Below are 12,978 nucleotides of genomic sequence, written 5' to 3'. Positions count from 1 at the left end.
CTCCCGCCATTTTTTTAAAACCTGTCCGCGCGATACACAATTAATCGTTTTCAGGGGCTTTTTAGAAGCGTCTAGGATTGATTTTTATATCTTGGGCAGGGGTTTGTATTACCCGCATAAAAAAACGCGCTAAAAAGCGCGTTTTTGAGGGTTTTATAAATTCACGGTATCAGACCCGAAAAATAATCCTGCACATCGTCCATCAAAGCCTGTTTGTCGTCGTCCGTCAGCGTCAAAAATTCCCGTTGCGGAATCCGAACTTTGCGGTTGCGCCCCGCCATACCGCCGAAGTTGTGGATGGCGGTATAGACGATATTCGTACCGACAAGGGCGGTATCGTTGTCTGACAGTGTGGAAAAACTGTCTTTCAGACGACCCGAATCCGAAAGCGGCTTGCCGTCGCGGTATTTTAGCCCCAACCATTTCGGACGGCCTGCGTAGCGGAAATTGAGCTTGACCGCCGTGTGCATGGTTTCGGACAGTCGGCGCATCAGCAGGTAGCGGTTTTCGATCCCGTTGCCAAGCCGCTCGATTTGGTTTAGGACGACAAAGATATTGTCTATTTTGACATCAATCATGGTATGATTCCTTATAGGCGTTGGAAAAGCGGTGATAACCTCGATACCGCAGCCTGCCCGTTAGGGCGTCCGAGAGCGTGTGCAAGTGATTTCGAGCCTTGCCCAACGTCTATTTCAATACTTCCTTCTTCGCCATAAATTTGGCAATCTCTTTGTCGTTACTGATTCGGTACGACTGTAGATAAATCTCATCCACCTCCTTAATATATTTTAAAACTGCCCACAATGCCGAGCCTTTATAGCGAGCTGTGAAAATCAATTCACGATTGTCGCGGATGACATGTTCAGGGTTTTGCAGCATATCCGGCAAAAAAGCATAGTAGGAGTCATCGAAATTCTGCCCCTCACGGCTGTCTACCTGTTTAACCAACGTATCATCAGACAGCCACACCGTCGCTCGTGTCATACCTGCCAATTCTTGCGTTTCCTTGCTCAATACACCCGCAGCAAATTTAAGCTGTCTTGATAGCGCGTTTCGGATTTTGATTTTCTGCTCTTTATCGGGCTTGCCATCAATATTCAAACGTTGCTTGACTTCATAAAACTCTTTTTCAAGCTGTTTAAAGCTGGTTTTAAAATCCGCACCACCCATTTCCGCTTTGGCAAATTGATGCGCCAACGCACGGTCGTACTTGTCTAAATCGGGGCGGTAGTTCATTCGTCCGGCGTTGTAATCAAATCCTCGATCGGTCGTGTACAGACTGCCATCCGGTGCTTTATAGGCAAGGGTCAGATAAGTATCGCCTTTTTTGTTGTAGATTTTATGGGTCTCGACCAGATTGTCCGCCGTGCTTTGCCCGACAATCCGCCCCTGGCGTTCCACATCCCGCTCCGACAGCGCGATGACCGAGCAGCGGCAGTTGTAGCCGTTGGGCGGGTAAAACGTTGCCCAAAACGGGTCGTCGTAGCGGTACACCAGCCCGTCTATTGCCGAATGCGCCGGACGGGTGCGGCTGTCGCCTACCGCGTCATACATCCAATAAGGTCGTGCATCAATATTTGCCATATATCCTTGATATTGACCGGCGTTGTAGGCAGTTTGCATGTTGGTACGGTAAATCGTCTCCAACCTCCGCGGCGAACCGAATACCTCGCCGGTGGCTGGGTCGATGATATCCTTACCGTTATGCCCGTTCGGATGCAGCCAGCCCTTGTTGCTGAGCAGATTCAAGATACCTTTTCGCCAATCGTCAAACGACTGTCCACTTTTTGCCGATTCAACCATCGAAGTTTTGATGTCGTTGAGCATATCCAAGTCGGTCATGCGGGCAATCGTATAGACTTTGGCAATTTCGGAGGCTGTCAGATTGCGGTAGCTCTCCGCCGTAACCTTTTTACTTTCCAGCCACTCGATTGCCTTTTTTGGCGGCAGACTTAAGGCAAATCCCAAATCAGGCGCGGGCATGGTCTTGTCCCAAAATATCGCTGATAAACAAGGCCTGCTGCATATAGGTACGCAGTTTCGCGTTGTCCAAATTCGGATAAAGCGCATTCAGTGCGGCATCTGCCTCCTCGTAGCTGTTGCAAGCATTAAGTGCGGCAACCGCCTGACGCACCATCGGGTTGAGCTGAGAATTGAAATCGGGCTCAACCAGCGCGTCATCCAACGCGCCGTCCAATATTTCCTGATGCCTGCCCGTAGCCTTAGATGGTACGGTGTGGGCGGATAAAGCCGCCAATGCAGTTCTGTTTACCGGATTGTCCGGTATCTGTCGCACCAACACAGCCTCACCCTCCTGCACATCTGGAATGACCAGTTTGTCGCGCACCCAGCTTTCGGGGATTTGTACGCCGACATCCACCAGTTTCGGGATAGCGTCGGCAAAGACCGCGATGTCTTTCGGCTCGCGCGTGTCAAATTCAAATTTCGGCACGCGGTTTGGGTTGGCATTGGGATAGTTGATTTGCAGGAACGGTCCGATGATTTGGCTTGTGATGGTTTGCGCCACCTGTTTTGCGTCCGATACCAGCAAATCGCGGCGTACCTCGTTGTGGATATTGCCCAGCGCGTTGGTGCTGGATTTTCCGTCCGCACCGCTGGTTAGCGTTTGCCCCAAAATCAGCCGCGCCGCCGATTTTTCGCACCAGTCGGCCATCTGCAAAAACGGATTACTGGTTGCCATCGTACCGCTTGCAGCGTTGTGCAGCTCGATTTCCATACCTTCTGGCATGATGCCTGCCGCGTTGTGACCTATTTCCGCCACCGCTCGAAGCAGGGTGTTTTTTTCCTCCTTGCTTGCACCCGCGCCGTATTTGCCGATGCGGATGGGCATGCCGTATAGCTCCAAAAACTCGGCAAAATCGTGGACGGCGTAGTGTTTGAACATATACAGCCAGGAAAGCGTGCGGAAAAGCCCGTTGCGCGCCTGCTGGACGCTGCGCGATTTTTGGGTATGGATGACCCAGCCCAGCGGCCACAACGCTTCGCCTTCCGGATTTTCGCGGGTACGCAGCAGCAGCCCGTCGTCTTTGTCCCATTTGAACCAGCTTTGCGTGCGGTGGATAAAGTTTCGGGGTAGGTAAAGGCCGTCTGAAAATACCCACTCGACCTCCAACGCAGAAAATCCGTGCCCAACCGCGTCCATCAAATCCATAATCAGGTCTTCGAGGGTAGGCAGGCTGTCCATCATTTCGTAGGCTTGGTCGGACAGCTTTTCTTCTTCGGGCGTCGCATTTCGCGGCGGGGCGACGCGCCAGTTGAGCGTCAGCAGCGCGCGTTTGCGCGTCCCCATATTTGCCGCGATGTCGCTGTCGCGCTCCTCAATGTCCGCGAAAAGCTCGTGTTGGGCTCGGATGTCGCCGTTTTCCGCGTCCTCGAAGAGGGCGCGCATTTTTTGAGGCGTAATAAAATTGGACGGATGTTCGGCGATAACTCGACCGGTCGCCGTAATTTGAGCCACGTCCGTCTGCAATGCAGCTTCGGGCTTTTGGATTTTAGTTTTATTGTCCTTTTTTGCCATTATCGGCTCCATTTACTTTTTATCTCGTCATCAAAATCCTTATCGGTAGGGCTTTGCCATTCTATCGGCACACAATTCGCCACCGCCCCCGACCAGAGCATATGCACGGCATCAGGACCATCATCATGATCAGCCTTTGGAAAATGGCGGAACTGCTGTATCAGCGTCTGTTGGCTCTCATTCAACAGAATCAAACCGTTCGCCATGTGAGGCTGCAAAGTCTCAATCCGCAAGAGCTTGTCCGATACCGGCTTGACCGCCCGCGCCGGGACAGGTATTCCACGCGCCGCGCTGCGCTTGACCAGCTCGTCTTTCAAAAATTCCTGAAACTGAACCGTCTCAATAAACCACAGTTTGCAACGATATTGACGGTGCAATCTGATAACGTCCTCAATAATCAAATCAGGGAGACGTTTTTTAATCTGAGCTTCCACGACATACAGTTTGCCGGTTTCACGTTGATAACCGCCAATGATAATCGCCGACGGGTCACGGCTCGCCCCCGCTTTACCCAGCGACGGGTCGAGCGCACCGAAATACACCAAATCGGACGGCAGGTCGTTCCAAAACTTCATCGACTTGGCAAACGGCGCATCTTCGCCGCTGACCGGGTCGTTTTGATATTCGCTGTCAAACGTCGCATGACCGTCACGGGCGCGGATTTTCATCAGCGCGAGTACGCCACGCGCCGCCCAAGAAGTGACTGCGCCGCGCTCCATCTCGTCTTTGTTTGCCTGATAAAACGCCTCGGCCACAGTCTCGCCGTCGTTTCGGAAAAGTTCTTCCCATCTGTCCCACAAATCCATGCGATCAGGCCAGCGTTTCATCGCCTTAAACTTAACACCCCGCCAAAACGGGTTATTCAAAGTGCGGTTCAGCACACTGTCGTAATGCAAAATCGTGCCGATATAGATCACATCGTATTTCTGGCCGACACCTCCGAGTGGCAATACCGTTTTAGTCAGCCACGCATTGAGCTTGTCGCGCTGTTCGGGGTTGCGGACTTGCTCGTCATTCTCGATATCGTCCAAAACAGTTAAGTCAGGACGGTATGGGCCGTGACGCAAACCGCGCAGCTTTTTACCGCTACCGGCCACTTGGACTTTAACGTCATTGGCCGTCACAATCGTACCGGCCTGCCATACACGGCCTTGCCCGCATACTTCAGGAAAGTCGGTTTTCAGGCGCGGATTAAATTCCAATTCCGCCTTGATGGCCTCCAGCATCGGATACGCTTGGTCGATACTGTCCATCACAATAACGGCATAATGTTTTTGGCCGGTCACGATACACCACAGCGTAAACAGCTGGGTAACCTGCGTCGATTTACCCTCGCCACGCGGCGCACCCACCGCCTCATTTTCCCCTTTGGGGGAGCGGATAATCTCCGGCAGACGGCTGAATAAAAACGCATGCAGTTCGGATTTTTCGGGGGAGCGGATATAATGGGGGAAGTAGGTATTCACGAAATATTCGTAACCTCCAACCGGGTCAAATACCTTGGTACGGCGTGCAGCAACAGCCTTGGGCGACGCATCGAAGCCGTCCACTTCCGCTTCGATGACTTGGCGCAAACTGGCGGCAAGGGTGGCAAGGGATTTGAGGAATTCTTTATTTTTCATAAGGGTGCAATGTATGTTTGAATTATCCGAACCAATTAAAAAAGAAGCCCTTAGGCTCCAAGCCTTGGGTCTAAGCATTCCAGAAATTATTCAGGAACTAAGAAAAACTTTTGAAAATGAACTGGTAGGCATATCCGATTTAGAGTTGCAAGAATTGATTGAAGATTTATTTGCATCTCATGAAAATAAGCCTAAGGAAGTCGAACAATCAGAAGAAATCAAACAATCAGAAAAAGGTAAACGCAAACGACGCAAGCCTTAGTTTCACCCAACTAACCAAACTTCTTCTCCACTTCCACCCCAAACGGCTCCAATACCTCCACAAAGGCAGGCAAATGTTTGGGGTGTTTTTCTTGCACAAACGCCATCAAGAACTCAATCAATTCCAAAGCCGTCGCCAGTTTTGACGTTTCCGGCATCACGCGGGCATTGGCCGATACGGTTTTGGTAAACGCATCGGCCAGGCTGGCCAACAGCTTGGCGCGGTCGGACGGCGGCAAATCTTCGGTACTCGAATCCTGCAGCATCGTCATCGTGCTGTTGTACTGCACCATAAAACCGGCCAACATCGCACGGCTCAAGTCCTCAATACCGCCGCCGGCCAAAGTGTAGGCGGCGCGCATCTTATCCCAGTCGTCGCCTTTTTCCTTATCCGCACGTTTCCACGCACGCGCAGTGGCCTGCGGGATTTCGCACATCAAGGCCGCCGTTTCCAAAGTTTGCTCGCCGCTCACATAGAGCCGGCGTAACTTTTCACGGATTTCTTGCGGGTGAGCCATAATTACAGTCCCATTTTCGCTTTAAGCAATTCCCAGCCGACCGTAATCACGCCGCCGCCGATCGCGCCGAATGTAATGGCCGTGCGTTTCGTGTCTTGGCGGATTTGTGCAATTTCCGCCTGCATTTCCTTCTGATTTTTCAGCGTCTGATCAGTCTTGTTTTCGATACGCGCCAAGGCTTCCAAAATCGGGTCGCTCATGATTTGTCCGCTTTCCTGTCCAGTTTTTCGTTTACTTTTTCCAACTTGTTTTCGATGCGCTCCAAAGACGCTGCGATATTTTTGCGGTCGGCTTGGGCATCCTGCTTGGTGTGGTACGAGAGCTTGACCGCGTGCAGCTCCTCTTTAAGGTCGTCGATACGCTTGTCCGCCTCTTTCAGACGGCCTGAAATGCCGTTGACCCAAAACCAAAACGCCGCCGTCGCAACCGGCCACAGGGTTTTAAACCCAAATTCAAAGTCCATTTAAAACCCCTTTAAACCGGCACATCGCCGAATACGATACGGACGGAGTAGCAGTCAGGGCGATTGCCGGAAATTTCGAGTCCATCTCCATCATTACAAACGCAGTAATACGCCGAAATCATCTGCCTAACTACACGCTTAAAGGTGTCGTAGTTTGTATTTGGATATTCAAGGTTAAAGGTCGTCTGAAAATCCTTATCCATACGCACTGCGTACTCAATGCCTGCCTTATCCAGCAGGTCGGAAACATGAATGACAAACGGCTCTTGCTCGCGTGCGCGGCTCAATCCCAGCTCTAAATCCGCATGGCGGCAGGCGACCGTGCGTTGTACCAACTCACGATAAGTCGTCATCGCGCACCCTCCGAACCGTCAACTGCCGCTTGACTGTTGACCCAATCGCGCCAAGCCTGATTTTGGTTTTCCAGCTCCGAAACATAGCCGCCAAACTCGACGGCATGTTCCAACAGCGTGGCCGTCTTGCCGTCTTTCGGCGGATTCGGGCGCACCGGCGCGACCATCAACGCGGCAGGCGGTGTCGGCATGACCGCCTTTTCGACAACCTTAATTTCCGTAACCGAGGGCGCGGTTGTAGAGCTGCAGGCCGTGATGGCCAAAGCCGTCAATACAACCGCCGCCTGCATTTTTACGGTCTTGAGTAAGGACATTTTCGATTTCCTTTTTGTTTTCCGTTTTCAGACGGCTGACTTCCGCCTGTTTTTTCGCCAAAGCCATGCCGACGGCGTGCGCCTTGACTTCATATTTTTTCGCTTCCGCGCGTGCCTGTTCCAGTTCGCGGGCGTAGTTTTGAGCCGACAACAGCAGGGCTTGCGCTTTGTCTTTTTCCATCTTGTCAATGACCGCCTGCTGCTTCGCAAAAGCCGACTTGTAGCCTTGATGGTGCGACACAGCCAAGAGCGTGCCGACAAGCGCGATGATGGCAATCGGCTGCAGGTTATTCACCGGCAGTTTCACGAGATTCATTCCCGACCTCCTGACGTTTGACGCTGACCAACGAACGCGCCACGGCATAGCCGCCGACAATGCCCAAATACACCGCCCAAATCTCCGCCGATGGGTCGGGCAACATCACAAATTTAAACGTCCCCGCCGCGCAGGCAACGTTTGCCCACAGCTTCGAATGCGACACATTGCCTGTCGCCGGGTTTTTAAAAATATCCAAAATACGCATTGCTATTCCACACTTTTGGTTTGCAGGTGCCGTTTCAGCATTTCCTGATAATTGGCCAGTTCGCCCTCCGCAAATTCAAACGCCGCCAAATCAGCCCGTTCGCTTGCCTCACGGCTTTTGCTCGACCACAGCCCAATCATCTTTTCGTAAAACTCAACCTGTCCCATGATTAACGACGATTCTTGCGTTTACGCGCCGCACGTTTCGCAGCCGCCACGCCCGACTTGCCCGGGCGCACAGACGGATGTTGTTTCAAATAGCCGATACCGGCAGGCTTAATCTCAAATTCAGGCATCTGCGGTTTCAAGACAGACAGAGCCAAAGCAATCAAAGACTTTTTCATACCTTCGACGCTCCCAATTCCATCGCAATCGCGTCCGCAATCGCGCGGCAGATACCCCATTTAGTCGCCTTAAACAAGGCCAAATCAGTGTCGTTGCTGATGAAAAACGGCTCAAACACAATGCCGCCGGCCTGCGCATAAGCCAGGCGCGAATGCTGGCCCGAATTGTCGGGTTTAAAGCCGTCTTCGCCGCGCAGTTTCCAGCCGGTTTTCTTGGCAACGGCTTTGCCCAATACCTGACACCAGCGTTTGTTTTTCGGCGTGGACAAGGCTTCGATGCCTGTCGCCGCTTTACTGACGGCAGCATTAGTGTGAAACTCAATCGCCACATCCGAGCCGCGAATCAGCTTGACCGCATCGCGCAAGGGCATATTGCCTTTGCCTTCGCCGTCGGTGCGTACGGTCAGGCCGTAATCGTTACGCAGGATAGATGCCGTGATGTTGCGCATATCCTGCGCCAAGTCCGCCTCGCGGTCGCTTCCGTTGACCGCGCCCGGGTCGGTGTTGCTGTGTCCGGCGGTTAAGGTTACGGTTTTGCCCATTCATCATCTCCAAAAAAGGTTGATTGCATAACATTTGAAAACCCCATTAAACCGTCTTTAACCCATCGTCCCGAACGGTAGATGTTTCACCCCTGCAAACCAAAAAAAAGACCGTCTGAATACAGACGGCCAAAGCCTGGTCACACATCACTGCCTAAAATAAAGCTGCCTGCTGTGCCGCAGGTCGGCTCATTTCATTGATAATCGTATATCCCGTTCGTGAAGAGATGCCATATTTAGGGCATAGCTTCGTCATTGCCATAAGCCCGCTCTCCTTATCAATATCGCGCAATTTGATAAACTCCTGATAGAACCTATGGTTTCTCAACTGTATTAAAGCCTTGCCGCACCGTGGGACATACAATTCCTCGCCACCATATACCCGCAATAGCTCATGCGTTTTCACTTCGCCGATGGCTTCGACCAAAATTCCTAAACGCTCGGTGTCCACTTTGCCCTTACCAAATTTAAACCGCGCCCCGCCAATCGCCTTGACCAGCTGCTCGGTTGCAGCCAATCCGATGACATCTACAATTTCCAGTACCGTGTCCGGCAATAAATGTTCAACTTTTTCGAACCCCATCTTCTACTTTCCCCATTTCCTGTTTTCTGCAATCTGCAATGCAGCAACCAATTTATGCAATTGCGCATCGTCCAAATACTCAACCTTATCCTTGCCAAACATCCGCCGCGCCATTGCGTGTGCATAGTTCCAATGTTTGCCGCCGACGGTCAGCAGGGCTTCGACTTTGTCCAACATTGCCGCTGATGATGTCCGACGCAGATGTGGTTTACCGTGTGGGTTACCTTTTGCTTTAGGCTTAAATCCGTGCGACCGCATATCAGCGACAACAGACTCAAGTTCAGAAACATCCATATCCGCACACGACCGCTTGCCCGTCACACGCTCCAACACCGCGCGATAGGTACCGTCGTCCAAGCCCAGCTCCTTTTGAGCAATCTTAATTTTCGCAATCAACGCCCGGCGCACTTCAAACCATTAAAACACAATATATTGACTAATTAATGCATATTATACAGATAAAATACTATATGTTGTATTAAGCTGCTGTTTTTTGCGAAACGGACAGACATAAAAAAGGCCGTCTGAAAAATCAGACATGCCTTTAAATGCCGATTAATTTTACATTACTAAATATGGTTATTTTATCTAGATATTTACCAGAAAAGCACAATATATTCGATAAATCTGTATTCGGTTCAAATTGAAAGCGTTTAACAGCATTTGAAAAGGATCCTCAGATTTACTATAATTTTAACCATATGCTTATGCATACGCATTAGAAAGGAAAAAATATGACTATGATTTATTTGGAAGGCTGGGACTTCTGATTTTAGGGGAAACATATGTTTTTAGGTCAACCGATTGGCTACTGGATTCAAACAGTAGCCATTATTGCATCTGCGGTCTTTGCAGGCTGGCAGCTTAAAGCATTACGGAAACAAAATAACAGCCACGATACACAATGGCGGCAAAGGGCAACAATTGATGCCGTTATGGCAGACAGAAAGGATGCCAACCTGATACAGTCCCGTCGTGCTTATGCACGCATGAAGCAAGATTGTGTCAATTTCGATTCTATCGGAGGCGCACCTCTTTTGGAAAATGAAGACGCCAATCATGCAATATTGGATATTCTGAACAATTATGAGTTTATGGCCTCGGGAATTCGAGAAGGCGCATTTGACGAAGATATTTACCGCCGTATGAAGCGTTCTTTGATTATTGCCGACTGGCAAATGTTGAATGTCTATATTTACGCACTAAGAAAACGTGAGAACCGCCCGAAACTGTTTTGCGAGTTTGAATGGCTGGCGAAAAAATGGGAAGAAGAAAAATAAAAAATGCCGTCTGAACAAGGCTTCAGACGGCATTTTTCTTTGATTTTGTTGGAGAAAGGGTTGACTTTTTATCGTGTTACGATATAATTCAATTCATCGGCGCATCGGGTGCCGATACGGGAAAAGCCCCACCGAAGCGGGGCCTGTACAGGGAGTAGGAAAATGAAGCTTGCCCTTCAAATTCTCATCCTGGTTTTAATCTTAATGCTGGCAGGCGATACGCCTATTAGCGGATAAAACCGGCTGGGGCGGTAGCCGCCGCCCCAGTCCCTATCTTACAAAAGGCAGTTTAAAAAATCAAGGAGTTTGCCTATGGATGACGAAAAAGCCAAAAAGGCAGCCGAGTATCGGAAAAAATACGAGCAAAAAAGGCTTGTCAAGCACGTTTCATTCAATCTGGAAAAAGAGAAAGAGCTTGTAGAGTTTGTTCAAAACGAAGCAGAAGACTTCTCAAATTGGGTTAAAGAGGTAATCAAGGAAAAAATACATAAAAAATAGTTGCAATATTTTTCGTAACACGATATTATTTATTCACTGCTTAGGCAGTAATGAAATTCCCCCGATGGTGGAACATCGGCGGAACAGGTGGAAAGCAGAGCAGCAACTCTCTTTATGTAGGGCATGAAAAAAGGCCGTCTGAAACAGGTTTTAAACCCCATTTCAGACGGCTTTTTGTTGTAATACATCTTGATTAAAATGGTTTTTAGTATTACCATAATCGTGTTTTAAAACCTATTTAAAGGAAGATTATGGACTCGATTAAAAAGGCTCAAGAAAAATACGCACTCAAGCGAGTAGTGAAAACAGTATCGTTCAATTCCGAAAAAGAACTTGATTTAATTAAATTTTCTGAAAATTTAGATTTTTCAAACTGGGTAAAATCGAAAATTAGAGGAGATATGGAATCGGAAAAATTCAAAAAGAAAGCAAAAAAGAATATTGACAAATAGAATTACCATAATTTAAAATTTCCATATCTTGTGCAACACAAGATATGGAAATCCCCGATAAGTGACAGCTTATCGGGGATAGTGGAAAAGCAACGTTAGAGCGTTCTTTTCCTTGTCATCTCAACCTTGAAATGAAAGATAATTTTACCATGAATACCCAACTCATCCCAACTGTTTCAGGTCAATTGGACAATCAAACACAAGCACTGGTTGATGCTCATGACCTGCATAAGTTCTTAGGTGTGGAAACACCATTTCATAAATGGATTCAGCGTCGCATTGAAGAATACGGATTTACACAAGCCCTTGATTTTATCGGCGTGGACAAAATTGTCCGCACCGAAGCAGGTTTCTTTGGACAGCGTGATAAAACTGTTCAGGGGTATTATTTATCCCTCGATATGGCAAAAGAGCTGTGCATGGTTGAACGCAACGACAAAGGACGCCAAGCCCGCCGATATTTTATCGAAATGGAGAAACAGGCAAAAGCCCTGCCCGATGCCGTGCTATACCGCATCGATGCATTGGAAGACGCCTATTTCCAAGCCGCGCCCGAAATGCTCGCGCTGCTGCGCTACCGCAGTATGGGCTTGAACCTGACCGAAATAGGCAAACTCTTGGACATGAACCCCGGCGCGGTTTCCTACCGTCTCAAAAAACTCAACGATTTGGGTTTCTTGGAATATGTCCCTAAGCCCAAAATGGTGGCACAACAACAGTCTTTGGGATTGGAGGGTTGAGCCATGAATACCACCTATACTCTGACTTTCGACCAAGACAGCCTCAAAGCCCTGAATCTGCTGGTGTTCACGCTCAACCATCTGAAAGTTTTGGATATGGACATGGAAGGAATTGAAGACGGTTTGTCTGCCGTGATTGAAACCGCCTCCGAGAAAGCCGACAAGCTGTCCGCCGCTTTCTACAACGCCGTGTACGAGCAGGAAGAGAAGGCAGCCTGAATGTAGGGCATTAAAAAAAGGCCGTCTGAAACAGGTTTTAAACCCCGTTTCAGACGGCCTTTAATCATGGGTTAAAGCCTATTTGAACCGGCTAGGCAAGCTCCTGCTCCGTAGGCTCAATCACGTTTCAACACACTGAATTGAAATCAGGCTGTTTATTTTATAGAATTTGTTCGCTCGGCTCAATTACAAAATCCTCCACGCCGCTCACAATCTTAATCCCCGGCACTTGGCCGTCTGAAAAACGCTCTTTTTGATTCAGGATGGCGTCTTTGTCGATTTCCTTTTTAGTGCGGACAAACTCGGCAAAGGCGGATTTCTCCGAGAGCCACGCCAAGACGGCGGCCACGCCCGTTACCTTGACGGATGGCGGACGGATGCGCCATTTAATCAGGCCGGTAGTAAAGTCCACGGTTTTGGTTTTACCGTTTTCCGTCAGCTCGTCCTTATGTGCCTCGCAGTATGCGGCCACACGTTCGGTCAGGCTCATGATTTCGGCACACATCGGCGCGGCTTGGGCGGCATATTCTTCTTCGATGGCCGCTTTTTTGTCTCCGGCTTCGGTTTCCAGGCGTTTGACTTCGCGCTGCAAGTCGCCGATTTGGCGGATAAATGCGGTAACTTCCGCTTTGTCTTGTGCCGCTTCGATGGCGGGTTGTTTGATTCGGGTTTTAGCCATTTTCTTTTCCTTTCAGGTTGGGTTTAACATTTCGGCTTACTCAAGCCTT

At 49.5% G+C, this 12,978-nt stretch carries 23 protein-coding genes; 6 read left to right on the top strand and 17 right to left on the bottom strand.

Annotated features, from left to right (window positions below):
- Nucleotides 1-161 precede the first annotated feature (161 nt).
- The 4 genes from RDY34_RS05050 to terL form a co-directional block, all read right to left on the bottom strand.
- A complete protein-coding gene (locus RDY34_RS05050) occupies nt 162-578 on the bottom strand; it encodes a phage virion morphogenesis protein (RefSeq protein WP_308073583.1) in 417 nt (138 codons plus the stop codon).
- Nucleotides 579-687: 109 nt separating this feature from the next.
- Nucleotides 688-1,983 carry a phage minor head protein gene (locus tag RDY34_RS05045; RefSeq protein ID WP_308073584.1) on the bottom strand — a complete coding sequence of 432 codons (1,296 nt, stop codon included), beginning with the start codon at nt 1,981-1,983 and terminating at the stop codon, nt 688-690.
- Nucleotides 1,970-3,538, bottom strand: a complete 1,569-nt coding sequence (locus RDY34_RS05040) for a DUF935 domain-containing protein (RefSeq protein ID WP_308074646.1) — start codon at nt 3,536-3,538, stop codon at nt 1,970-1,972. Before RDY34_RS05040 ends, RDY34_RS05045 begins: the two co-directional genes overlap by 14 nt.
- A complete protein-coding gene (terL, locus tag RDY34_RS05035) occupies nt 3,538-5,160 on the bottom strand; it encodes a phage terminase large subunit (RefSeq protein WP_308074645.1) in 1,623 nt (540 codons plus the stop codon). Before terL ends, RDY34_RS05040 begins: the two co-directional genes overlap by 1 nt.
- A 13-nt stretch (nt 5,161-5,173) precedes the next feature.
- On the opposite strand from terL, the gene RDY34_RS05030 reads away from it, so the two are divergent.
- Nucleotides 5,174-5,422: a hypothetical protein gene (locus RDY34_RS05030; protein WP_107818627.1), complete on the top strand. Its 249-nt coding sequence runs from the start codon at nt 5,174-5,176 to the stop codon at nt 5,420-5,422.
- A gap of 10 nt (nt 5,423-5,432) precedes the next feature.
- Here the strand turns inward: RDY34_RS05030 and RDY34_RS05025 are convergent, their stop codons facing one another.
- From RDY34_RS05025 to RDY34_RS04970, 12 genes are all read right to left on the bottom strand, one after another.
- Nucleotides 5,433-5,939: a DUF1804 family protein gene (locus RDY34_RS05025; protein WP_002241531.1), complete on the bottom strand. Its 507-nt coding sequence runs from the start codon at nt 5,937-5,939 to the stop codon at nt 5,433-5,435.
- Nucleotides 5,940-5,941: 2 nt separating this feature from the next.
- Nucleotides 5,942-6,139 carry a hypothetical protein gene (locus RDY34_RS05020; RefSeq protein WP_049343850.1) on the bottom strand — a complete coding sequence of 66 codons (198 nt, stop codon included), beginning with the start codon at nt 6,137-6,139 and terminating at the stop codon, nt 5,942-5,944.
- Nucleotides 6,136-6,402 (bottom strand): hypothetical protein, encoded by a 267-nt coding sequence (locus RDY34_RS05015; RefSeq protein ID WP_308028528.1) that lies wholly within the window; start codon nt 6,400-6,402, stop codon nt 6,136-6,138. The genes RDY34_RS05020 and RDY34_RS05015 overlap by 4 nt, the downstream gene beginning before the upstream one ends.
- A gap of 11 nt (nt 6,403-6,413) precedes the next feature.
- Entirely contained in the window at nt 6,414-6,755 is a 342-nt protein-coding gene (locus tag RDY34_RS05010; protein WP_107818626.1) for a hypothetical protein, read from the bottom strand.
- Nucleotides 6,752-7,069, bottom strand: coding sequence for a hypothetical protein (locus tag RDY34_RS05005; protein WP_308075254.1), 318 nt, complete (start codon nt 7,067-7,069; stop codon nt 6,752-6,754). Before RDY34_RS05005 ends, RDY34_RS05010 begins: the two co-directional genes overlap by 4 nt.
- A complete protein-coding gene (locus tag RDY34_RS05000) occupies nt 6,966-7,385 on the bottom strand; it encodes a hypothetical protein (protein ID WP_308074643.1) in 420 nt (139 codons plus the stop codon). Before RDY34_RS05000 ends, RDY34_RS05005 begins: the two co-directional genes overlap by 104 nt.
- Complete coding sequence (locus RDY34_RS04995; protein ID WP_304672756.1) at nt 7,357-7,593, bottom strand: hypothetical protein; 237 nt, start codon at nt 7,591-7,593, stop codon at nt 7,357-7,359. The genes RDY34_RS05000 and RDY34_RS04995 overlap by 29 nt, the downstream gene beginning before the upstream one ends.
- A 2-nt stretch (nt 7,594-7,595) precedes the next feature.
- Nucleotides 7,596-7,760 carry a hypothetical protein gene (locus RDY34_RS04990; RefSeq protein WP_308074642.1) on the bottom strand — a complete coding sequence of 55 codons (165 nt, stop codon included), beginning with the start codon at nt 7,758-7,760 and terminating at the stop codon, nt 7,596-7,598.
- Nucleotides 7,761-7,762: 2 nt separating this feature from the next.
- Nucleotides 7,763-7,936, bottom strand: a complete 174-nt coding sequence (locus RDY34_RS04985) for a hypothetical protein (protein ID WP_308074641.1) — start codon at nt 7,934-7,936, stop codon at nt 7,763-7,765.
- Entirely contained in the window at nt 7,933-8,478 is a 546-nt protein-coding gene (locus RDY34_RS04980) for an N-acetylmuramoyl-L-alanine amidase (protein WP_308074640.1), read from the bottom strand. Before RDY34_RS04980 ends, RDY34_RS04985 begins: the two co-directional genes overlap by 4 nt.
- Nucleotides 8,479-8,632: 154 nt before the next feature.
- Complete coding sequence (locus tag RDY34_RS04975; protein WP_304716874.1) at nt 8,633-9,061, bottom strand: Mor transcription activator family protein; 429 nt, start codon at nt 9,059-9,061, stop codon at nt 8,633-8,635.
- A gap of 3 nt (nt 9,062-9,064) precedes the next feature.
- Nucleotides 9,065-9,418, bottom strand: a complete 354-nt coding sequence (locus tag RDY34_RS04970; RefSeq protein ID WP_304716875.1) for a gp16 family protein — start codon at nt 9,416-9,418, stop codon at nt 9,065-9,067.
- 428 nt (nt 9,419-9,846) lie between these two features.
- Between RDY34_RS04970 and RDY34_RS04965 the strand changes: the two genes are divergently transcribed.
- The 5 genes from RDY34_RS04965 (at nt 9,847) to RDY34_RS04945 (ending at nt 12,250) form a co-directional block, all read left to right on the top strand.
- Nucleotides 9,847-10,341: a DUF4760 domain-containing protein gene (locus tag RDY34_RS04965; protein ID WP_304716876.1), complete on the top strand. Its 495-nt coding sequence runs from the start codon at nt 9,847-9,849 to the stop codon at nt 10,339-10,341.
- A gap of 312 nt (nt 10,342-10,653) precedes the next feature.
- Nucleotides 10,654-10,839, top strand: a complete 186-nt coding sequence (locus tag RDY34_RS04960; RefSeq protein WP_101174511.1) for a hypothetical protein — start codon at nt 10,654-10,656, stop codon at nt 10,837-10,839.
- Between the two features lie 251 nt (nt 10,840-11,090).
- The gene (locus RDY34_RS04955; protein WP_002213622.1) at nt 11,091-11,291 is read left to right on the top strand and encodes a hypothetical protein; all 201 of its coding nucleotides are present in this window, start codon (nt 11,091-11,093) and stop codon (nt 11,289-11,291) included.
- A gap of 149 nt (nt 11,292-11,440) precedes the next feature.
- Nucleotides 11,441-12,031: an antA/AntB antirepressor family protein gene (locus RDY34_RS04950; protein ID WP_304716877.1), complete on the top strand. Its 591-nt coding sequence runs from the start codon at nt 11,441-11,443 to the stop codon at nt 12,029-12,031.
- 3 nt (nt 12,032-12,034) lie between these two features.
- Nucleotides 12,035-12,250 (top strand): hypothetical protein, encoded by a 216-nt coding sequence (locus RDY34_RS04945; protein ID WP_002213624.1) that lies wholly within the window; start codon nt 12,035-12,037, stop codon nt 12,248-12,250.
- A gap of 160 nt (nt 12,251-12,410) precedes the next feature.
- Here the strand turns inward: RDY34_RS04945 and RDY34_RS04940 are convergent, their stop codons facing one another.
- Complete coding sequence (locus RDY34_RS04940) at nt 12,411-12,929, bottom strand: host-nuclease inhibitor Gam family protein (protein ID WP_304716878.1); 519 nt, start codon at nt 12,927-12,929, stop codon at nt 12,411-12,413.
- Nucleotides 12,930-12,978: the final 49 nt, after the last annotated feature.

Origin of the sequence: Neisseria polysaccharea (assembly GCF_963392925.1) — a bacterium.
GTDB lineage: Bacteria > Pseudomonadota > Gammaproteobacteria > Burkholderiales > Neisseriaceae > Neisseria > Neisseria polysaccharea.
The sequence above is the reverse complement of the archived record's forward strand: the minus strand, read 5'-3'. Positions and strand labels throughout refer to the sequence as shown.